Annotated in this window: 20 protein-coding genes; 11 read left to right on the top strand and 9 right to left on the bottom strand. The window is 67.9% G+C overall.

All coding sequences use genetic code 11. The features are described from left to right. Position 1: 1 nt before the first annotated feature. A complete protein-coding gene (locus F3J14_RS12525) occupies positions 2-508 on the bottom strand; it encodes a GNAT family N-acetyltransferase (protein ID WP_166723252.1) in 507 nt (168 codons plus the stop codon). Positions 509-782: 274 nt separating this feature from the next. Then, a complete protein-coding gene (locus F3J14_RS12520) occupies positions 783-1409 on the bottom strand; it encodes a glycine zipper 2TM domain-containing protein (protein ID WP_166723251.1) in 627 nt (208 codons plus the stop codon). A 556-nt stretch (positions 1410-1965) separates the two neighbouring features. Between F3J14_RS12520 and F3J14_RS12515 the strand changes: the two genes are divergently transcribed. Beyond that, positions 1966-3150 carry an amidohydrolase family protein gene (locus F3J14_RS12515; RefSeq protein ID WP_166723250.1) on the top strand — a complete coding sequence of 395 codons (1185 nt, stop codon included), beginning with the start codon at positions 1966-1968 and terminating at the stop codon, positions 3148-3150. 64 nt (positions 3151-3214) lie between these two features. Beyond that, positions 3215-3703 (top strand): nuclear transport factor 2 family protein, encoded by a 489-nt coding sequence (locus F3J14_RS12510; RefSeq protein WP_011659839.1) that lies wholly within the window; start codon positions 3215-3217, stop codon positions 3701-3703. Positions 3704-3770: 67 nt separating this feature from the next. Here F3J14_RS12510 and F3J14_RS12505 read toward each other — a convergent pair whose 3' ends face one another. After that, on the bottom strand, positions 3771-4637 hold the full coding sequence (locus F3J14_RS12505) for a LysR family transcriptional regulator (RefSeq protein ID WP_166723249.1): 867 nt from the start codon (positions 4635-4637) through the stop codon (positions 3771-3773). A 531-nt stretch (positions 4638-5168) separates the two neighbouring features. Between F3J14_RS12505 and F3J14_RS12500 the strand changes: the two genes are divergently transcribed. Continuing rightward, positions 5169-5972 carry an ABC transporter substrate-binding protein gene (locus tag F3J14_RS12500; protein WP_166723248.1) on the top strand — a complete coding sequence of 268 codons (804 nt, stop codon included), beginning with the start codon at positions 5169-5171 and terminating at the stop codon, positions 5970-5972. A 58-nt stretch (positions 5973-6030) separates the two neighbouring features. Then, positions 6031-6879 (top strand): phytanoyl-CoA dioxygenase family protein, encoded by an 849-nt coding sequence (locus tag F3J14_RS12495; protein WP_166723247.1) that lies wholly within the window; start codon positions 6031-6033, stop codon positions 6877-6879. Between the two features lie 100 nt (positions 6880-6979). Here the strand turns inward: F3J14_RS12495 and hutC are convergent, their stop codons facing one another. After that, positions 6980-7717, bottom strand: coding sequence for a histidine utilization repressor (gene hutC, locus F3J14_RS12490; protein ID WP_166723246.1), 738 nt, complete (start codon positions 7715-7717; stop codon positions 6980-6982). Positions 7718-7748: 31 nt separating this feature from the next. Continuing rightward, positions 7749-8291, bottom strand: a complete 543-nt coding sequence (locus F3J14_RS12485; protein ID WP_166723245.1) for an XRE family transcriptional regulator — start codon at positions 8289-8291, stop codon at positions 7749-7751. A 134-nt stretch (positions 8292-8425) separates the two neighbouring features. Between F3J14_RS12485 and F3J14_RS12480 the strand changes: the two genes are divergently transcribed. The 3 genes from F3J14_RS12480 to F3J14_RS12470 are packed head-to-tail and all read left to right on the top strand — an operon-like array spanning position 8426 to position 10856. Then, positions 8426-9208 carry an aldolase gene (locus tag F3J14_RS12480; protein WP_166723244.1) on the top strand — a complete coding sequence of 261 codons (783 nt, stop codon included), beginning with the start codon at positions 8426-8428 and terminating at the stop codon, positions 9206-9208. Positions 9209-9258: 50 nt separating this feature from the next. Then, positions 9259-10155 carry a dihydrodipicolinate synthase family protein gene (locus F3J14_RS12475; protein ID WP_166723243.1) on the top strand — a complete coding sequence of 299 codons (897 nt, stop codon included), beginning with the start codon at positions 9259-9261 and terminating at the stop codon, positions 10153-10155. After that, positions 10152-10856 (top strand): MOSC domain-containing protein, encoded by a 705-nt coding sequence (locus F3J14_RS12470; protein WP_166723242.1) that lies wholly within the window; start codon positions 10152-10154, stop codon positions 10854-10856. Before F3J14_RS12475 ends, F3J14_RS12470 begins: the two co-directional genes overlap by 4 nt. 17 nt (positions 10857-10873) lie before the next feature. Here the strand turns inward: F3J14_RS12470 and F3J14_RS12465 are convergent, their stop codons facing one another. Next, positions 10874-11638 carry an SDR family oxidoreductase gene (locus F3J14_RS12465; protein WP_166723241.1) on the bottom strand — a complete coding sequence of 255 codons (765 nt, stop codon included), beginning with the start codon at positions 11636-11638 and terminating at the stop codon, positions 10874-10876. Positions 11639-12062: 424 nt separating this feature from the next. Between F3J14_RS12465 and F3J14_RS12460 the strand changes: the two genes are divergently transcribed. Further along, complete coding sequence (locus F3J14_RS12460) at positions 12063-12773, top strand: YceH family protein (protein ID WP_166723240.1); 711 nt, start codon at positions 12063-12065, stop codon at positions 12771-12773. A gap of 43 nt (positions 12774-12816) precedes the next feature. On the opposite strand, the gene F3J14_RS12455 is transcribed toward F3J14_RS12460, so the two are convergent. From F3J14_RS12455 to F3J14_RS12445, 3 genes are read right to left on the bottom strand one after another with little or no spacing between them, the layout of a single operon-like run. Next, on the bottom strand, positions 12817-14082 hold the full coding sequence (locus F3J14_RS12455; protein ID WP_166723239.1) for a hypothetical protein: 1266 nt from the start codon (positions 14080-14082) through the stop codon (positions 12817-12819). After that, positions 14082-14507 carry a hypothetical protein gene (locus F3J14_RS12450; RefSeq protein WP_244103676.1) on the bottom strand — a complete coding sequence of 142 codons (426 nt, stop codon included), beginning with the start codon at positions 14505-14507 and terminating at the stop codon, positions 14082-14084. Before F3J14_RS12450 ends, F3J14_RS12455 begins: the two co-directional genes overlap by 1 nt. A gap of 26 nt (positions 14508-14533) precedes the next feature. Then, entirely contained in the window at positions 14534-15088 is a 555-nt protein-coding gene (locus F3J14_RS12445) for a hypothetical protein (RefSeq protein ID WP_166723238.1), read from the bottom strand. A 261-nt stretch (positions 15089-15349) separates the two neighbouring features. On the opposite strand from F3J14_RS12445, the gene F3J14_RS12440 reads away from it, so the two are divergent. The 3 genes from F3J14_RS12440 (at position 15350) to F3J14_RS12430 (ending at position 19673) form a co-directional block, all read left to right on the top strand. Continuing rightward, positions 15350-16480, top strand: a complete 1131-nt coding sequence (locus F3J14_RS12440) for a 3-deoxy-7-phosphoheptulonate synthase (protein ID WP_012367089.1) — start codon at positions 15350-15352, stop codon at positions 16478-16480. A 400-nt stretch (positions 16481-16880) separates the two neighbouring features. Continuing rightward, entirely contained in the window at positions 16881-17309 is a 429-nt protein-coding gene (locus F3J14_RS12435; protein ID WP_105832582.1) for a PRC-barrel domain-containing protein, read from the top strand. A gap of 285 nt (positions 17310-17594) precedes the next feature. After that, positions 17595-19673 carry a carbon starvation CstA family protein gene (locus tag F3J14_RS12430; protein WP_166723237.1) on the top strand — a complete coding sequence of 693 codons (2079 nt, stop codon included), beginning with the start codon at positions 17595-17597 and terminating at the stop codon, positions 19671-19673. Positions 19674-19677: the final 4 nt, after the last annotated feature.

Genomic DNA, 19677 nt, shown 5'->3' with positions numbered 1-19677 from the left:
GTTACGCCAGCGTCTTGACCATGTGGTGCTCGTCGTAGAAGCGGCCGTCGACGAGCAGCGAGCGCGGTTCCGTGCCGAACCGGACGAACCCTTGCGATGCGTACAGGCGTTCGGCGGTGCCGTTGATCTCGTTGACGCACAGCATCAGTTGCCTGCATTGCCACGCTTGCGCCGCATGCGCGGTCGCGCTGTCGAGCAGCAATTGCGCGATGCCGCGCCCGCGATACGCAGGATCGACGAACACTCCCCAGATCACCGCCTTGTGCGCGACCTTCGCCCGCGCATCGCGGCGCACGCCCGTGATGCCGACGAGCGTTGCGCCGTCGAACGCGCCGAACACGGCCCGCACGCCGCTCGGCGTGATGCGCGTCGCGAATTCGTCGACCGTGATGCCGGCTTCTTCGTCGCGGGTCGGCAGGAACGAGGTCGGCGACGTGTCGATTGCGCGCAGGCGCACGGACTGGAACTGCGCCGCATCGGCGGCGTCGAGCAGGCGGATCGTGATCATGGAATGCGGTTCTTGTTGGGGTGTCGGAATCTGCTGCGCGATGCGCGGCAGGGCATCGACAATGCTAAGCGCAAACGGGTTGTTCGCGCGAGTATCGGCGGTGTGCGGAAGCTGACGGTGACGTGTCCGCGCGGCAAGCATGCTGCGCTGACAGAAGGAAGGAGATGAAGCGAAGCGCGCCCGCTGTCGCGCCACGGCGCCGCGGCGGCGCGCGGCGTCGAGGGCGCGCAATCTGCGCGATGCGCCTGATCAGGTCAGGCGCATGCGGTCTGGATCAATAACGCGACAGCTGATTGCCGTTGATCTGCACGCGATCGCCCGGGCGCAGGTCGCCCGGCGACTGCACGTCGAACGAGCGCGTCGAGCCGTCGCTGACCCGCACGTCGATCCGGTAGCTGCTCGGCGGTTGGGCCGCGCCCATCTGCTGGCCGATCTGGTTGCCGGCCACGGCACCGCCCAGCGCGCCGATCACGGTAGCCGCATCACGGCCGTGGCCGCGGCCGAACTGGTTGCCCAGCACGCCGCCGACCAGCGCACCGACGACGGTGCCGGCCACGCCCGACGTGCCGACCGAGCCGTTGACCGGCTGGATGTTCGCGACCGTGCCGTATTGTGTGCCGTATTGCGTGCCGTAGCCGTTGCCGTACTGGCCACCGTAAGGCTGCTGATTGCCGTATTGGTCGTACTGCGGCGCCTGATTCGGATAGGCCGGCTGCTGCGGCTGCACGTAGCCGGGTTGCGAATACGCGGGCTGCGCGTAGCCGGGCGTCGCGTATTGCTGCTGCGGATAGCCGGGTTGCGCACCGTAGTAGCCGGGCGCGACGCAGGCGGTCAGCGGAAGCGCCGCCACGGCGACGAGCGAGGCGAACAGAACGGTCTTCGTGGAAGGCATGCGCATCATGATGGTTCCTGCATCGGCAACGTGTTCGCCGATGGATTCCGGGACGGGTGGCGAACTCGGCGTGAGTATAAGGAATGGGCGGATGCGCGTCCGGTGCGGCCGGGTAACAACGTGTAAAGTCTGTTGCCGAGCAACTCGCCGGCACGGCGGGGTGTTGAGGCGAGCGCCCGCCATGGCGCGACGCGGCCGCCCGACGCCCATATCCGATGACGCGGCGCGCTGCACGACCGTCGGCATTTCCACCGCTTCCACCGCTTCCACCGCTTCCACCGCTTCCACCGCTTCCACCGCGATCCCGCCCCATCGTCGCGTCCGGCGAGCGGGGCATGCGCGCCGGGCATCGCGAAATCGAATGCGCGGCATCGCGACATTTAATTGGCCTCGGATGGCCCCGTCCGATATCGTGACCGCATTCCCTGTCAACGGTCGCGCCGCGCCGGCCGCGGTTCCTTTCCCTGTCCGCGCCGGCGCCGCGTTTCACGCGATAACGACCTGACCGCCGTCATGGTGCGTGCATCGTGACGGTCCTGCACCGACCGACCACCCCGGAACCGACATGACGAACCTGCTGATCCGCAACGTCCGCACGCACGCCGACGAAGCGCTCGACATCCTGATCGAAGGCGAGCGCATCGCACGCGTCGGCCCGTCGCTCGACGCGCCCGCGGGCTGCGCGATCGAGGACGGCGCGCACGCGCTTGCGCTGCCCGGCCTCGTCGAAGGCCACACGCATCTCGACAAGACCCACTGGGGCATGCCGTGGTATCGCAACGCGGTGGGGCCGCGCCTCGTCGACCGCATCGAGAACGAGCGCAACTACCGCGCGACGAGCGGTCACGATGCGGGCGCCGCGTCGCTCGCGCTGTCGCGCGCGTTCCTCGCGGCCGGCACGACGCGCATCCGCACGCACGTCGACGTCGACACCGAGGCCGGGCTGCGGCATCTGCACGGCGTGCTCGCGACGCGCGAGACGCTGCGCGGCCAGGTGGACGTCCAGATCGTCGCGTTTCCGCAGTCGGGCGTGCTCAAGCGGCCCGGCACCGCCACGCTGCTGTCCGACGCGCTCGGCGCGGGCGCCGACCTGCTCGGCGGCCTCGACCCGTGCGCGATCGAAGGCGATCCGGTCGAAGCGGTGGACGTGCTGTTCGGCATCGCCGAGCGCCACGGCTGCGGGCTCGACTTGCACCTGCACGAACGCGGGTCGATGGGCGCGTATTCGCTCGACCTGATCCTGCAGCGCACGGCCGCGCTCGGCATGCAGGGCAAGGTCACGATCAGCCACGGCTTCTGCCTCGGCGACGTTGCCGACCGCGAGCGCGACGCGCTGCTCGCGCGGATGGCCGAACTCGGCGTCGCGATCGTCACGACCGCGCCGGCCGCGGTGCCCGTGCCGTCGGTCGTCGCGTGCCGCGCGGCCGGCGTGACCGTCATCGGCGGCAACGACGGCGTGCGCGATACGTGGACGCCGTACGGTTCGCCCGACATGCTGGAACGCGCGATGCTGATCGGCATGCGCAACGATTTCCGCCGCGACGACGCGCTCGAAGTCGCACTCGACTGCGTGACGCACAGCGCGGCGCGCGGTTGCGGCTTCGCCGACTATGGGCTGGAGGCCGGCAAGCGTGCGGACGTCGTGCTCGTGGATGCGCTGACGTTCGCCGAGGCCGTCGTCGCGCGGCCGACGCGCCGGCTCGTCGTGTCGTCGGGGCGGATCGTCGCGCGCGACGGCGCGCTGGTCTGAGCCCGGTGCCGCATCGCGCCGGGTATGATCGGGCTCTTTCAGCCTGATCCCGCGGGAGACGACGATGCGACGCACACGCACGATGGCGGCACGGGCCGCGCGATGGACGCGATGGATGGCCGCGGCGACGTTCGCGGTGACGGCCGCGCATGCGGCGGCGGCCGGGCCGGATCAAGCGCAGCAGGAAGCGAATCGCCGCACGGTGCTGGCGTTCTACGAGAAAGGCCTGAACGAGAAGGATGCCGATGCCGCGCTCGCGTATGTCGGCGACCAGTACGTGCAGCACAACCCGAACGCGGCCGATGGCCGCGACGGTTTCCGCAAGTTCGTCGCGTTCCTGCGCGACAAATATCCGCAGTCGCACAGCGAGATCAAGCGCGCGTTCGTCGATGGCGACTACGTGATCCTGCACGTGCATGCGGTGCGCGAGCCCGGCACGCGCGGCAGCGCGATCATGGACATCTTCCGGCTGGAGCACGGCAAGATCGTCGAGCACTGGGACGTGAACCAGCCGGTGCCCGAGCATGCGGCGAACGGGAACACGATGTTCTGACGGGCGCGGGCTTGCCCGGTTTACGCCGCTGCTCCGTCGCAGCCGATCCGCATCGCGACGGCTGCGCTTATTCCGGCTCGTGTTCGAGCATCGCCGCGAGCGCTTTCGTTAGTTCGCTGACCATCGGATCGGCCGTCGGCCGATGCAGGATCGCGATGTCCATGTTCTCGATCGGCGCGAAGCCGCCGCGCTCCTCGGTCAGCACCACGTGCTCGTCGGTCACCACGCGCGCGGGCAGCACGCTGATGCCGAGGCCGTCCGCGACGGCCGCCTGGATGCCGCTCAGGCTCGACGTCGTGAAGCTGATTCGCCAGCGGCGGCCGCGCTCCTCGATCGCCTTGATCATGTCGTCGCGATAGAGCCCGCGCGGCGGAAACACGACGAGCGGCACCGGGTCGAGCTCGATCGTCGGATGCTGAGCGCTATCGATCCAGCGCAGCTTCTCCGGCCAGCGCACCACTGCCTCGCGGCTGTCGCGCCGCTGCTTGATCAGCACGAGATCGAGCTCGCCGCGATCGTAGGCCGCGCAGATGTCGCGGCTCAGCCCGCACGTCACTTCGAGTTTCACCTGCGGATGATCGCGCTTGAACGCGGCGAGCGCATGGGTCGTGCGGCCCGCCGCGAAATCGTCGGGTACGCCGAGCCGGATCGTGAGCGCGACGGTCGCGCCCGACAGCGCTTCCAGCATCTCGTCGTTCAGCGCGATCATGCGCCGCGCGTAGCTGAGCACCGTCACGCCGGCGTCGGTCGGCCGCACGTCGCGCGTGCCGCGGTCGAGTAGGCGATGCCCGGCGATCTCCTCGAGCCGCCGCACCTTCTGGCTGACCGTCGACTGCGTGGAATGCAGGCGTGCGGACGCAGTCGTGAAGCTGCCGCAATCGGCGACCATCACGAGTGCGCGCAACAGGTCGAGGTCGAACAAAGGTCGATTCATTTCTGCACTTTTCTGGATTCGAGCATTTCATTTCCAAATGCGTGCGACGACTTTTAGCATGGCCGGGGACCGTGGGCAATCGTGGGTTCGCCGGACATGCGGATAGGGCTGCTCGCGACGCGCCTCGACGATACTCGTCGCCACTCATGGTTGCTGGTGCGGTATAGGGTGCATGGGCGGAACGGTGGAAAAATGTGTCGATAGACCGCGCTGTATAGACATTTTCCTCCGGCGGATATCCGCAAAAACTCGTTCTGTGGCGATCCAACGTCACGCCGGGTAAACACTCGAAATTCCGGGAAAATCCCGCGACTTCGGGCCATCAATCCCGCACTTCGTCCCGATCTCGCCGTCCGGCCTCTTCCAACTCGCTCTCCGCGCTTGCGCCCAAAAATCGAGCGGTCTAGACTGCATCGCAGTTTCATCGAAGGAAGTCCCAGTCTTTCGCGTACCACGCCGGGCCCGCCGGCACGACGCTCCCCAACGGACGCCCGGCGCTTGCCCGCCACGTCGAGACCACAAGGACACACCATGAACCGCACTGCAAAGCTCGTCGTTTCCGCGCTGGCGTTCGCGCCGCTCGTCTCGTTCGCGCAGGACACGGCGACGATCCGCTGGGGCATCGATCCCACCTATCCGCCGTTCGAGGCGAAGCAGCCCGACGGCTCGCTCGCCGGCTTCGACATCGACCTGCGCGATGCGATCTGCGAGCAGCTGCGCGCGAAGTGCGTGTGGGTCGAGCAGGGCTTCGACGGGATGATTCCGGGGCTGCGCGCGCGCAAGTTCGACGTGATCATGTCCGCGATGACGGCCACCGACGAGCGGCTCAAGCAGATCGACTTCTCGAACAAGCTGTACGCGTCACCGGGCGCGCTCGTCGCGCCGGCTGGCTCGAAGCTGCTGCCGACCGCGGCGTCGCTCGCCGGCAAGCGCGTCGGGATCGACCAGGGCACCACGCAGGAGGCGTACGCGAAGGCCGAATGGGCGACCAAGGGCGTGACGATCGTGTCGTACCAGAACCAGGACCAGGTGTATCAGGATCTGGTGAACGGCCGTCTCGACGCGACCTTCCAGGACAAGACGCAGGCCGGCTATTCGTTCCTGAAGACGCCGCGCGGCAAAGGCTACGCGTTCGCGGGCCCCGACGTGACCGACGTGCGCATCACCGGCTACGGCGTCGCGATGGGCGTGCGCAAGGGCGACGCCGACATGAAGAAGCGGCTGAACGACGCGATCGCCGCGATCCGCGCGAACGGCACGTACCAGAAGATCGCCGCGAAATACTTCGACTTCGACATCTACGGCGCGAAGCAGCAGTTGACCGCCGCGCCGTGACCGCATGCGCCCCATGCCCCCCCATGATCCCGTGCTTCATTCAATCGACAGGCAAGCCATGACGAGTATCCAGGACCGCGTCGCGAAAGCCGTGACGCCCGAACTGATCGCCGCCTTCCGCGACGAAGGCGCGGTGTGCATCAAGGGCATTTTCTCGCCCGACGAAGTGGCCGCGCTGCGCGCCGGCATCGACGCGAACCTCGCGCAGCCGAGCGTGCGAGCGAAGGTCGCGAGCCGGCCCGACGATCCGGGCTGGTTCTTCGAGGACTTCTGCAACTGGCGGCACAACGATGCGTATCGCGACTTCATCGTGCGGTCGCCCGCGCCGTCGGTGGCCGCCGCGCTGATGGGCACGAAGACTGTTCGCCTGCATCACGACCATCTGCTCGTGAAGGAGCCCGGCACGCGGCAGCGCACGCCGTGGCACCAGGACCAGCCGTACTACAACATCGAAGGCGACGACAACGTCAGCATGTGGATTCCGGTCGACCCGGTACCGCTCGAATCGACGCTGGAATTCGTCGCGGGTTCGCACCAGGGGCCATGGCTGATGCCGCGCACGTTCATGGACAAGGAGGCGAAGTGGTTCCCCGAAGGCAGCCTCGCCGATCTGCCCGACATCGAGGCCGACCGTTCGGCATTCCCGATTCGGCACTGGGCGCTCGAGCCCGGCGACATGGTGTGCTTCCGGATGCTGACGCTGCATGCGTCGGGCGGTACGCAGAACCGCCGGCGCGCGTTCTCGATCCGCTTCGTCGGCGACGACATCCGTCACGCGCCGCGCCGCTGGAAGACGTCGCCCGATTTCCCGGGGCTGGCCGACGAACTGCCGGACGGCGCGCCGCTCGAGCATCCGCTGTTTCCGGTCGTGTGGACGCGCGACGCGGGGCAGGTCGGGGCGATCTGAGCGGCGAATATCGACGACATCGAGCGCCGTCACACGCGCGGCGGCCGTTTCGCGATGAAGCGGCCGCCGCGCGTGGTCGTTTTCAGGTGCCGAAGCGGGTTCAGGTCTGATGCCGTCCGGCGCCCGGCTTGAAGCGCGAGCCGAGCCGGTAGCGGTTGCCCGGATGCAGGAAGTGCACGAACGTGACGGGCAGCCCGTTCGTCCAGGTGCGGCGCGTGAGGGTGAGACACGGCTCGTCGGCGCGCATGTCGAGCAGCCGCGCCTGTTCGCTCGTCGGCAGCGACGCGTCGACGACGTGCTCGATCTCCAGTTCGTAGTGCGACACGTTGTTGAACAGGTATTCGGACGGCGGCTCGGCCTGGAAGTCCTGATCGATGAATTCGGGCGCGGCGGCCGGATTCACGTAGCGATCCTCGAGCTGGATCGGGCGGCCGTTTTCCTCGTGCACGCACACCACGTGAAAGACCGGCGTGTTGACCGCCAGCCCGAACGCGGCCGCGACGTCGAACGACGCGGGCTCGCGCGACTGGCTGAGCACGCGGCAGCGATATTCGTGCCCGCGCGCGCGGATCTCGTCGCGGATGTGCGCGATCATCAGCAGGTTCGACTGCGGCTTCACTTCGGCGACGAAGGTGCCGACGCCCGCGATGCGCTTGAGCACGCCTTCCTCGGTCAGCTCGCGCAGCGCGCGGTTGACCGTCATGCGCGCGACGCCGAATTGCGCGGCGAGATCGAGTTCGGACGGAATGCGGTCGCCCGGGCGCCAGTCGCCCGCGTCGACATTCTGGCGAACGAGCGTCTTGATCTGCTGGAACGGTGCGGTGGTCTTGGTGACCATCGGAAGATCCTTGCGCGAAGAAGTGACGAGGCTAGTCGTCGTGACTGACGATGACCAGGATCTCCGCCTGCGCGGTGCCGAGGCTGCGCGTGCGGTGCGGGATGAGTGCGTTGAAATAGACTGAATCGCCGGTCTTGAGTTGCACCGTCTCGTTCGGGAATTCGATTTCGACGCGCCCCTTGTGCACGAACAGGAATTCCTCGCCTTCGTGCTCGCGGAACGTCGACGCGGCGAATTCGTGCGGCGGATGCACGACGAACGGCAGCATCTTCTTCGGCGCGACGCCGGCCGCGATGCTTTCGAAGCGGTGCGCGTGGCCGTCGGCCGCCGCACCCATCGCCGTGCGCTCGCCGGCGCGCGTGACCGTGATCAGCTCGCGGTTGTGGCTTTCCGAGAACAGCTGCTCGACGTCGATGTTCAGCGCCTTCGACAGCTTCAGCGCGACCGCGATCGACGGCACGCTCAGGCCGCGCTCGACTTTCGACAGGTAGCTCTTGGTCAGGCCGGTCTCGTCGGCCAGCACATCGAGCGTCCAGCCCTTCTGTTTTCTGAGCAGCTTCAGGCGAATCGTCATGGGGCGCCAGGTGTCCTTCGAAAAGTCGATTGTAACGCATGACACAACGTGTCCTGTGGTGTATCGTGTGTCTTGCGTGTCCACGGACACGGCCGCGGACGGCGCGGCAGATCCGATCCAATCAGGAGGTGAACATGGCGGAAACGCTGAATTTGACGAAGGAGGCGCTGGTCGCGCTGGCGGAGCGGCGTCTCGAGAACGAGGTGGGCGACAGCGGCTGGTCCGCGCGGCAAAAGCTCGCGCTCACGTGCCGGATCCTGTTCGACGCCGGTCACGATTCGGGCCTGGCCGGGCAGATCACCTGCCGCGCGGGCGACGCCGGCACGTACTACACGCAGCGGCTGGGGCTCGGCTTCGACGAGATCTCGGCCGCGAACCTGCTGCGCGTCAACGAGGATCTCGACGTCGTCGACGGCGAAGGCATTCCGAACCCGGCTAACCGGTTCCATACGTGGATCTATCGCGAGCGCCCGGACGTGAACTGCATCATCCATACGCATCCGGCGCATGTCGCGGCGCTGTCGATGCTCGAGCAGCCGCTCGTCGTGTCGCACATGGACACCTGCCCGCTGTACGACGATTGCGCGTTCCTGAAGGACTGGCCGGGCGTGCCGGTCGGCAACGAGGAAGGCGAGATCATTTCGAAGGCGCTCGGCGACAAGCGTGCGATCCTGCTGTCGCATCACGGCCAGCTCGTGGTCGGCAGGACGATCGAGGAAGCCTGCATCCTCGCGCTGCTGATCGAGCGGGCCGCGAAGCTGCAACTGCTGGCGATGTCGGCCGGCGAGATCAAGCCGGTGCCGCCGGCACTCGCGCGGGAAGCGCACGACTGGATTTCGAAGCCGAAGCGCGATGCCGTGACGTTCGACTACTACGCGCGTCGCGCATTGCGCACGCATCGGGACTGTATTGCATGAGCGGACGCATCGCTTCCGTCTCGTCCATTCATCATTGAGGAATCCACATCGTGTCCATCCTGCTGCAAGGCATCATCGCCTATCCGGTTACGCCGTTCGTCGCCGACGGCGGCATCGACCTGCCGGCGCTCGATGCGCTGATCGAGCGCCTGATCGCCGATGGCGTCCACGCGATCGCGCCGCTGGGCAGTACCGGCGAGAGCGCGTACCTGTCCGACGCCGAATGGGAGGCGGTCGCCACCGCGTCGATTCGCGCGGTGCGCCGGCGCGTGCCGACCGTCGTCGGCATCTCCGATCTCACGACGGCCGGTGCGGTGCGCCGCGCGCGCATCGCCGAACAGGCCGGCGCCGACGCCGTGATGGTGCTGCCCGTGTCGTACTGGAAGCTCGGCAACGACGAGATCGTCGCGCACTACCGCGCGATCGGCGACGCCATCGGCATCCCGATCATGCTGTACAACAACCCCGCGACGAGCGGCGTCGACATGTCGCCCGACCTGATCGCGACGATTTGCAGGACCGTCGACAACGTGACGATGGTCAAGGAGAGCACCGGCGACATCGGGCGGATGCACCGGCTCGCGCAGTTGAGCGACGGGACGATCCCGTTCTACAACGGCAGCAATCCGATGGCGCTTGCCGCGCTGGCCGCGGGCGCGGCCGGATGGTGCACGGCCGCGCCAAACCTGAATGCCGCGTTGCCGATTGCGCTGGTCGATGCGATGCGCGCGGGCGACCTGGCGCGCGCCAGGACGGTTTTTCACGCGCAGTTGCCGCTGCTGCGGTTCATCGTCGACGGCGGCCTGCCGGTGACCGTGAAGGCCGGGTTGCGGCTGCGCGGCTTCGACGCGGGCGACCCGAGGCGGCCGTTGCTGCCGCTCGGCGACGTGCGCACGCGCGAGCTCGAACGCCTGCTTGCGGCACTGCCGGACGGTGTGCCGGCATGAGCGGCGACGCGCGGCCGGCGATCGCGGTCGCCATCGCCGCGGTGCGGGTCGGCACGAGCCGGCCGCTGGCCGGCACGCCGCACATGAGTGCGATCGACAAGCAGCCGGTCGACGCGCGTCTGTGGCTCGGCGCGCTCGGCTTTGCGGGCGACGGGCAGGCCGATGCGCGGCATCACGGCGGGCCCGACAAGGCGGTCCATCACTATGCGTACGATCACTATGCGTGGTGGTCCGCGCAGATCGGGGTGCGTGACGTGCTCGGGCGGCCGGGCGCATTTGGCGAGAACCTGTCGACGCACGGCGTGACCGAGCACGACGTGTGTCTCGGCGACGTGTTCACGCTGGGCGGCGCCGTGCTGCAGGTGTCGCAGTCGCGGCAGCCGTGCTGGAAGCTCAATGCGCGCTTCGACCATCCGCGCATGGCGGCGCTCGTGCAGCAAAGCGGCCGGACCGGCTGGTATTACCGTGTGCTGGACGAAGGCTGGGTGGCGCCGGGCGATGTGCTGGCGCTGCGCGAGCGCCGGTATCCGCAATGGCCACTGTCGACGGTGCTCGATGTGCTGTACCGGCGCACGCTCGACATGGCCGCGCTCGATGCGCTGTGCGGCGTTCCGGTATTGCCGTCCGGCTGGCGCAAGATGCTCGACAAGCGCCGGACGCAGCGGCAGGTCGAAGACTGGACGAAGCGGCTCGAAGGCTGACGCGCCGCGTGCGCGGCTTAACCCGCCGGCAGGTTCCGCACGTCGGCCGTCGGCTCGGCGCCGAACGTGTCGCTCAGCGCGTGGCCGATCAGGTGCCGCGCGGCGGCCTCGGGCGTCGACAGTGCGCCGCTCGCCTTCAACTGGTCGAATTTCTCGCGCATCGGGAAGTTCTCTTCGCTGGTCGAGCGGATCGTCGCCTGCATGCCCGTATCGACGACGCCCGGCGCGACACTGCAGATCCGCAGCGCGCGGTTCGCGTCGAGCGCGACGGCGCGTGCGTGATGATCGAGCGCGGCCTTGGTCGCGCAATAGACGCTCCAGCCCGCGTATGCGTTGCGCGCGGCGCCGCTCGACACGTGCAGGATCCGGCATTCGGTCGGCGCCGATACCGCCTGCACGAGCGCGGCCGACAGCATCAGCGGCGCCGCGACGTTCAGGCCGACCGTGCGTGCGACGAGCGCCGGATCCTGCGCGTCGAGCGGTCCGATCGGATCGACGATGCCCGCGTTGTTGAAGAGCAGCACGATCGACGCGCCGTCGACGAAGCTGCGCAGCGTGTCGCCGGCCAGCCACGCCGCGACGGCCGACGTATCCGACAGGTCGAGTTCGATTTCGGCGAATCGGTCGCCGGCCTGCGCGGCGAGCGACGGATGACGGCTGCGCGACACGCCGAGCACGGCGATGCCTTCCTGCAACAGCTGTTCCGCGAGCGACGCGCCGAGGCCGCGCGTGTGTCCGGTGACGATGGCGCGCACGTTCGGCGCTGAAGAGGATGCAGTCATGGTGGTGAACGAGTGAACAGTTGAGCCGTGTTGGCGAGTGGCGAGTGGCGAGTGGCGCGCATGCGCGGCAACCCGGCGTGCGCGACGGGCGATGCGCGGTGCCGGCGTGGCGTGCGAAGGCGGCCGCTTGCGGCGCCGCCTCTCCGGCTGAACGCGTATCGTAGCGCCGGCTTGCACGACGCGCAAACGCGCGGCGATGCCAGGCACGGCCGCGCGGCGTGAATGCGCGGCGCCGAATGCACGCATCGTCGCGCGCCGCCGCACGGCGGATACGTTGGACGAAAGCCGTCTGCGGCAAGTGCGCGCGGCGCGGCGGCAAGTGGCGCCGGCCCCCACGCCGCGAGCTATCATATGGCTCGCCCGTTCGCGACGCCGGACGGGCCGCGACGTTTCCCTTCACCTGCTGCACGCTGCGACGCCATCCATGAACACCACGCCGGATATGCCCACGCCACGCGCCTTGCGCGAACTCACGCCCCTGGAGGCCCGCATTCTCGGGGTGCTCGTGGAGAAGCAGCACACGGTGCCGGACACCTATCCGCTGTCGCTGAATGCGCTGACCGCGGGCTGCAACCAGAAAACCGCACGCTCGCCGGTGATGAACGTCAGCGAGGACGAGGTCACGACCGCGCTCGACAGCCTCAAGCACCTGAGCCTCGTGATGGAGGGCAGCAGCAGCCGCGTGCCGCGTTTCGAGCACAACATGAATCGCGTGCTCGGCATCCCGAGCCAGGCGATCGCGCTGCTGACGATCCTGTTGCTGCGCGGCCCGCAGACGGCCGCCGAACTGCGCCTGAACAGCGCGCGCCTGCACGGCTTCGCGGACATCTCGTCGGTCGAGGCCTTCCTCGACGAACTCGCGGCGCGTGCGCAGCCGCTCGTCATCCGGCTGCCGCGTGCGGCCGGTGCGCGCGAGAACCGCTGGATGCACCTGATGTGCGGCGAGGTGAACGTCGCCGACTTCGCCGGTTCGGATACCGGTGGCGGCACGGATTCCGTTCCGCCGTCCGAGTTCGAGGCGCTGAAGGCCGAGCAGAAGCGGCTTGCGGATGAAGTGGCGCGGCTGAACGCGCTCGTTCAGCGGATGGCGGCCGAACTCGGGATCGACGTCGACGCGCCAGGCGACGCGGGCTGACGGGCTCCCGATGCGATGACGGCGGCGCCTGCGCCGCGCCGCATTACTTTAGCTTGACGCCCGGGACGAGGTAACGCGCACCGCCCGGTCTGAGGATCGGCGCGAGCGCGGCAAACGGCGCGTCGAGCTGCGGCCCCAGACACGCGCCCGCCGCGTGGCCGATTCCGGATACGACGAACGACAGCTTGCCGGGAGCATCGAGTTCGAATGCCAGATACTGCGGGAACACGTCGGCGCACGACAGCGAATCGCCGTCGTCGCTCGTCGGCTGTTTTCCCGGTGCGGCTGCGTCGCGCAGCCGCGCAATGAACTTCACCAGCGCGGCGCTCGTTGCCGATTCATCGTCCTTGGCCGGCGCAGCCGCATCGATCATGCGATTCCAGTCGAGGTATGCACCGCGCAGCAGGTCGAAGGTGACCGGATCGTAGTGATTGTTCGGATGGGCGCCGCCGCAGTACGTACTGCCCGATTCCACGATGCCGAGCGCCACGGGTGACAGCCACGTGACCGTTACCTGTTCGTCGTCGAAGCCGCCGAGCGAGCCGGCGGCCGGCCCGTCGTCGGTATAGCGCGTCGACGCGCATTCGAGCGCGGCGAGATTCATCTGCCAGTGCTGCTGCTCGAGCAAGCGGTTGACCCGTGCCATGACCCCCGAATCGGGGTGGCGGCTCAGACGCGGATACATGAGTTTCGTGCGCGGATCGCGCCACATCCGGTATGCGACGGTGCCGTCGCCGATTTCGCGGCCGGCCGGCTGTGCGTGCCCGGCGAGCTTCAGCGTCGCATAAGGCGCCTGCCGCATGTCGATGGCCGCGCCGCTTGCGATGCCGCTGCCGACGCCGCCGGCGATACGATCGGAGAGGGCTTCGACGGAGCCGGGCGCAACCGCATCGGGATCGTATTCGGCGACGCGTCGCAGCGTGAAGTTCCGCGTCTTGCCGGTACGCGCGTCGGTCCACTGGCCGCGATAGCCATCGTTGTCCCGCGTGCCGCGCCAGGTTGCCGCTGGATGGGCGAAATCGGCGCCGCCGCTGTTTCGCGTCATGTCGCGCACCTCGTCCGGCAACGCGGTGCGCTCGAGCGGCTCGACGAGCTGCGTGGGCTGGCCGTGCAGCGGAATGTCGACACCGTACTGCGTATAGAAATAGCGGCCCGAGATCGTGCCGTCCGCCGCCGGCCGGCGGTCGAGTTCCATCACGACCTCGCCGGCGCCTTGCAGCATGCCGCGATAGACGACGCGCGGCGCGGCGTCGGCTGCCGCAGCGCGCAGCGCGATCAGCGCCAGCACAATCCGGATCAGTGCGCGCATCACCAGCGGCACCCGGTTTGCTCGGATGCGTCGACGTCCAGTGCCCTGCTGAACGCGGTTCGCTTGCCGGTGCGCGCGCTGGTATAGGTCATCGAATAGATCATCGCACCCTGCGACATCATCTCGTACCGCCCATTGATCCTGCCGTCCACCATTTCGACCCAGGTCGTCGTGAACTGATGCGGGCGGCCTTCGACGAGCACTTCCTCATCGACGTGCTCGACCACTAGCGGCAGCGCCGTTTTCGCTTTCGCATAGCGGACCATGCCGCCCGACCAATCGACGGCGTCGTCGTAGTAGGTGCGCATCTCGAAGCGTACGGGTTTGTCGCCGTCCGATTTGAAGCAGTACACGTCGGTGGAAACCTTGGCGAACGCGGGCAGTGACGCGAAGAGCAGTAGGGCGATAAGGGTTTTTTTCATCATGATCCGACGAAGGGTAAAGTGCGGCATCAACCGAGCACGATTCGCGTGGCGCCTGCGTCGACGAGCCGGAACAGCAGGTCCTCCACGGCCGCGCCCGGCGCCGAACCGAGATCCGCGTTGACCCGCCATCCGTGCTCCGTGCGCACCGGCTCCGACAGATAGTGAACGATGCCGTGCAGGCCGTCCTCGGCCGGCGCGCGTGCGTCGTCGGTGTCGAACCACGCGAAGAACCATGCCTTGAACGCGTCGGTGGCCGCGGCTTCGTCGAGGCCGTCGGCTTCGACCGTCACCCAGTCCCACACGAACGGCCGGATCGACACGGCCGCCGTGTCGAGTTCGAACGCGAACGGTCCGAAATCCAGTTGCGAGGTCGAGTCGACCATCGCCGGCTGGCCGGCCGATTCGCCTCCGGTGTGAACGAGGTCGGCGCGGCACGGCAGCGCGAGCGGGCCTTCGGTGGCCAGCGTGCCGTCGGCTTTCCGGTAGGCCGGTTCGACAACGGCCGCCGGTTGCGCCGCCGCTTGCGCGAGCAGGTCGGCGTAGGGCTGGCGAATGGCGCTGAGCAGTTCGGATACGGTCATCTTGGCGGGTTGGATCAAGTTGCGAACGCTCAATCACGGACGGATGGTGCGTCGTGCCGCCGGCGTCGAACGAGGGCCCGAATCGGCAGGGGACAGCCACGATCGTACGGTACTTCGGTGACGTGCGACCACTCGGCCGAACGGCCGGCTCGCTTCGCGATGCGCGCGCTCGCGCGGAAGTTCTGCGCGAGCGGCGTGCCGCCTTGCGCGAGTGCCATAATCGAGGCTGCCAATCATCCAGACGTCCCCCGGAGAATTCCCATGCAGAACCTCGACAATCCTTCCCACGATCGCGAGGTAGGCAGCGCCGACGCGACGCAGGACACCACGCGCATCGACGACGTCCGCATCGGCGCCGTGCGTCCGCTGATTTCCCCCGCGCTGCTGCAGGACGAGCTGCCGGTGCCGGCCGCCACGCAGACGCTCGTCGAGGACACCCGCCGCGCGATCGGCGACATCCTGCACGGCCGCGACGACCGGCTGCTGCTCGTCGTCGGCCCGTGCTCGATCCACGACCACGACCAGGCGCTCGACTACGCACGCCGCCTGAAGGCCGCCGCCGATGCACTGAAGGACGACCTGCTGATCACGATGCGCGTGTACTTCGAGAAGCCGCGCACGACGGTCGGCTGGAAGGGATACATCAACGATCCGCGGCTGGACGGCAGTTTCCGCATCAACGAAGGGCTGCGCGCCGCGCGGCAACTGCTGCTCGACATCAACGCGCTGGGCCTGCCGGCGTCGACCGAATTCCTCGACCTGCTGAGCCCGCAATACATTGCCGACCTGATCGCGTGGGGCGCGATCGGTGCGCGCACGACCGAGAGCCAGAGCCATCGCCAGCTCGCGTCGGGGCTGAGCTGCCCGATCGGCTTCAAGAACGGCACCGACGGCGGCGTGCAGGTGGCGTCGGACGCGATCGTCGCCGCGCGCGCGAGCCACGCGTTCATGGGGATGACGAAGATGGGGATGGCCGCGATCTTCGAGACGCGCGGCAATGACGATGCGCACGTGATCCTGCGCGGCGGCAAGAACGGGCCGAACTACGACGCCGAGCACGTCGAGGCGAGCTGCGCGGTGCTGCGCAAGAGCGGGTTGCGCGAGCAGGTGATGGTCGATTGCTCGCATGCGAACTCGAACAAGTCGCATGAGCGGCAGATCGACGTCGCTCAGGATCTCGCACGGCAGTTGGGGCAGGGCGAGCACCGGATCGTCGGCGTGATGGTGGAGAGCCATCTCGAGGCCGGGCGTCAGGACCTGAAGCCGGGCGTGCCGTTGCAGTACGGCGTGTCGATCACCGATGCGTGCCTGAGCTGGTCGCAGACCGAGCCGGTGCTCGATGTGCTGGCCGAGGCGGTGCGGCATCGCCGGGTGTATTCGCGCAACGCGTGACGCGGCGTGGCTGCGGGGCAGGGTGGCGGGGTGGCGCCCGCCGCGTAGTTCGATGCGCCGGTGACGACCGGTTGGCTGTTTGCCATGTTCTCCTGATCGACAGGCCGCGACGTCGCTTTTTCCGCGCCGCGCGCACCAACTATCCGCATGGTCATTGATCTGGCTCCGGCTCGATCCGCCTGCCGCGTTGCACGCTGGACGCACGATCCGGCGAATGTCGCTACCATGAAGCCGTGCTGCACGCTGCGGCCCGGCCATGCCGGTCCGTCATGCACACACGCAGTGGCGGCGCGGCCGACCGCCACGCGACCGACGAAGCGCGGGGTGCTCACCGATCAGCCGTTGCGCCCGCGTCGCTTCGCTCCCGGAATCAACAACAACCGAACCGGAGTGCAACTACATGAAGTTCTACAAGACCCTCATCGCAGCAACCGTCCTCGCATCGAGCGTCAGCGCGCACGCGCAGATCGCCGGCGCGCAGCCGCTCAGCGTGACCGTCGAGCAATCGCAGGCGCTGCTCGAAGGTTGGAGCGTGAAGAAGAGCGTGCTCGGCAAGGTCGTGTACAACGACGCGAACCAGAAAGTCGGCACGGTGCGCGACCTGATCGTCGCGCCGGACGGCTCGGTGTCGGCGGCGATCGTGTCGGCCGGCGGCTTCCTCGGCGTGGCCGCGCATGACGTCGCGGTGCCGATCGGGTCGCTCGACGTGCGCAACGGCAACATCTACCTGCCGGGCGCGACGAAGGATGCGCTGAAGGCGACGCCGGCGTTCCAGTACGCGAAGGTGCCGTCGCCGCCGAAGCCGAAGAAGGTCGACGACAAGCACTGATGCAAGCAGCCCGGCCCGGTGCGCGATGTGCCGGGCCGGCCGATTGCCACGTAGTGCCGCACCGCGCGGCGATCCCTCACCGCCGCGCACCCTCATCCCTCCCTGTCTACGTAATTCTACGTAGCCCCGCATACGTAGTTGTGCGCTTGTAAGCCGCCCCCATCGCGCGGAATACTACGGCCCACCGCCGCGGCTTTCTCGAGACGCGGCACGACGCATCGACGTCACGCGGGTTCGGCCCCTCGCCGCATCCACTCAAAAACACATTGGAGACCAGGAGACGCCATGAATCGGGCTTCCAGTACCCTGCTCTGGATCGCGGTCGCGCTGCTCGGCGCGTTCGCATTCGGGACGATCGCACTTGCGCACGGCGAACGCGTCAGCGCGCTCTGGATCGTGATCGCCGCAGTCTGCGTGTATCTGATCGCATATCGCTTCTACAGCCGCTTCATCGCCAGCAAGGTCATGCAGCTCGACGGGTTGCGGATGACGCCGGCGGTCAAGTACAACGACGGCCTCGACTACGTACCGACCAACAAGTACGTGCTGTTCGGCCATCACTTCGCCGCGATCGCCGGCGCCGGGCCGCTCGTCGGCCCCGTGCTCGCCGCGCAGATGGGCTACACGCCCGGCATGCTGTGGATCCTGGCCGGCGTCGTGTTCGCCGGCGCGGTGCAGGACTTCATCGTGCTGTTCATCTCGACGCGCCGCGACGGCCGCTCGCTCGGCGACCTCGTCAAGATGGAGCTCGGCACGGTGCCCGGCGTGATCGCGCTGTTCGGCGCGTTCCTGATCATGGTGATCATCCTCGCGGTGCTCGCGCTGATCGTCGTGAAGGCGCTGACGAATTCGCCGTGGGGCACGTTCACCGTCGCCGCGACGATTCCGATCGCGCTGTTCATGGGCGTCTACACGCGCTATATCCGTCCGGGCCGCATCGGCGAAGTGTCGATCATCGGCTTCGTGCTGTTGATGGCATCGATCGCGTTCGGCCAGCACGTGCACGATTCGCCGACGCTCGCCGCGTGGTTCACGTTCAACGGCACGCAGCTCACGTGGATCCTGATCGGCTACGGCTTCGTCGCGTCGGTGCTGCCGGTGTGGCTGCTGCTCGCGCCGCGCGACTACCTGTCGACGTTCCTGAAGATCGGCACGATCCTCGGTCTCGCGATCGGCATCCTGGTCGTCGCACCGGAACTGAAGATGCCCGCGCTGACGAAGTTCGTCGACGGCACCGGCCCGGTGTGGTCGGGCAACCTGTTCCCGTTCCTGTTCATCACGATCGCGTGCGGCGCGGTGTCGGGTTTCCACGCGCTGATCTCGTCGGGCACGACGCCGAAGCTGATCGACAACGAATCCAACGCGCGCTTCATCGGTTACGGCGCGATGCTGATGGAATCGTTCGTCGCGATCATGGCGCTCGTCGCCGCGTGCGTGATCGAGCCGGGCATCTACTTCGCGATGAACGCACCGGCGGCCGTGCTCGGCTCGACGCCGGAAGCCGTCGCGAACACGGTCACGCAATGGGGCTTCGTGCTGACGCCCGACATGCTGACGCAGACCGCGAAGGCCGTGGGCGAGACGACGATCATCGCGCGCGCGGGCGGCGCACCGACGCTGGCCGTCGGCATGGCGCACATCCTGCACCAGGTGATCGGCGGCGAAGCGATGATGGCGTTCTGGTATCACTTCGCGATCCTGTTCGAGGCGCTGTTCATCCTGACGGCCGTCGACGCCGGCACGCGCGCGGGCCGCTTCATGCTGCAGGACCTGCTCGGCACGTTCCATCCGGCGCTCAAGCGCACCGAGTCGCTGCCCGCGAACCTGGTCGCCACCGCGCTGTGCGTGGCCGCGTGGGGCTATTTCCTGTACCAGGGCGTGGTCGATCCGCTCGGCGGCATCAACACGCTGTGGCCGCTGTTCGGCATCTCGAACCAGATGCTCGCCGCGATCGCGCTGGTGCTCGGCACCGTCGTGCTGTTCAAGATGAAGCGCGAGCGCTACGCGTGGGTGACGATCGTGCCGACCGCGTGGCTGCTGATCTGCACGCTGACGGCCGGCTGGCAGAAGATTTTCGATTCGAATCCGAAGGTCAGCTTCCTCGCGCACGCCGCGAAGCTGCAGGCCGCGGTGGACGAAGGCAAGGTGCTCGCGCCGGCGAAGTCGATCGCGCAGATGCAGCGGATCATCTTCAACGACTACATCGATGCGGCGCTGGCGGGCCTGTTCATCTTCGTCGTCGTGGCGATCGCGGTGTACGGCCTGCTCGCCGTGCTGCGCGCGCGCCGCGAGTCGAAGCCGACCGTGCGCGAGACGCCGTACGAGCCGATGCCGGCCGCGCAGGCGCTCGGCAGCGGACGATAACGGG

Origin of the sequence: Burkholderia sp. Tr-862, assembly GCF_011753085.1 — a bacterium.
In the GTDB taxonomy this organism is placed as follows: domain Bacteria; phylum Pseudomonadota; class Gammaproteobacteria; order Burkholderiales; family Burkholderiaceae; genus Burkholderia; species Burkholderia ambifaria.
Note: the sequence above shows the minus strand (reverse complement) of the source record. Positions and strands in the feature narration are given on the sequence as shown.

Coding starts and splice junctions, on each gene's coding strand:
- F3J14_RS12440 (WP_012367089.1), top strand. CDS start 15,350: ATGCAGAACCTCGACAATCCTTCCCACGATCGCGAGGTAGGCAGCGCC.
- hutC (WP_166723246.1), bottom strand. CDS start 7,717: ATGGTCACCAAGACCACCGCACCGTTCCAGCAGATCAAGACGCTCGTT.
- F3J14_RS12455 (WP_166723239.1), bottom strand. CDS start 14,082: ATGCGCGCACTGATCCGGATTGTGCTGGCGCTGATCGCGCTGCGCGCT.
- F3J14_RS12505 (WP_166723249.1), bottom strand. CDS start 4,637: ATGAATCGACCTTTGTTCGACCTCGACCTGTTGCGCGCACTCGTGATG.
- F3J14_RS12520 (WP_166723251.1), bottom strand. CDS start 1,409: ATGATGCGCATGCCTTCCACGAAGACCGTTCTGTTCGCCTCGCTCGTC.
- F3J14_RS12470 (WP_166723242.1), top strand. CDS start 10,152: ATGAGCGGCGACGCGCGGCCGGCGATCGCGGTCGCCATCGCCGCGGTG.
- F3J14_RS12525 (WP_166723252.1), bottom strand. CDS start 508: ATGATCACGATCCGCCTGCTCGACGCCGCCGATGCGGCGCAGTTCCAG.
- F3J14_RS12510 (WP_011659839.1), top strand. CDS start 3,215: ATGCGACGCACACGCACGATGGCGGCACGGGCCGCGCGATGGACGCGA.
- F3J14_RS12445 (WP_166723238.1), bottom strand. CDS start 15,088: ATGACCGTATCCGAACTGCTCAGCGCCATTCGCCAGCCCTACGCCGAC.
- F3J14_RS12500 (WP_166723248.1), top strand. CDS start 5,169: ATGAACCGCACTGCAAAGCTCGTCGTTTCCGCGCTGGCGTTCGCGCCG.
- F3J14_RS12515 (WP_166723250.1), top strand. CDS start 1,966: ATGACGAACCTGCTGATCCGCAACGTCCGCACGCACGCCGACGAAGCG.
- F3J14_RS12465 (WP_166723241.1), bottom strand. CDS start 11,638: ATGACTGCATCCTCTTCAGCGCCGAACGTGCGCGCCATCGTCACCGGA.
- F3J14_RS12485 (WP_166723245.1), bottom strand. CDS start 8,291: ATGACGATTCGCCTGAAGCTGCTCAGAAAACAGAAGGGCTGGACGCTC.
- F3J14_RS12495 (WP_166723247.1), top strand. CDS start 6,031: ATGACGAGTATCCAGGACCGCGTCGCGAAAGCCGTGACGCCCGAACTG.
- F3J14_RS12460 (WP_166723240.1), top strand. CDS start 12,063: ATGAACACCACGCCGGATATGCCCACGCCACGCGCCTTGCGCGAACTC.
- F3J14_RS12430 (WP_166723237.1), top strand. CDS start 17,595: ATGAATCGGGCTTCCAGTACCCTGCTCTGGATCGCGGTCGCGCTGCTC.
- F3J14_RS12435 (WP_105832582.1), top strand. CDS start 16,881: ATGAAGTTCTACAAGACCCTCATCGCAGCAACCGTCCTCGCATCGAGC.
- F3J14_RS12450 (WP_244103676.1), bottom strand. CDS start 14,507: ATGATGAAAAAAACCCTTATCGCCCTACTGCTCTTCGCGTCACTGCCC.
- F3J14_RS12480 (WP_166723244.1), top strand. CDS start 8,426: ATGGCGGAAACGCTGAATTTGACGAAGGAGGCGCTGGTCGCGCTGGCG.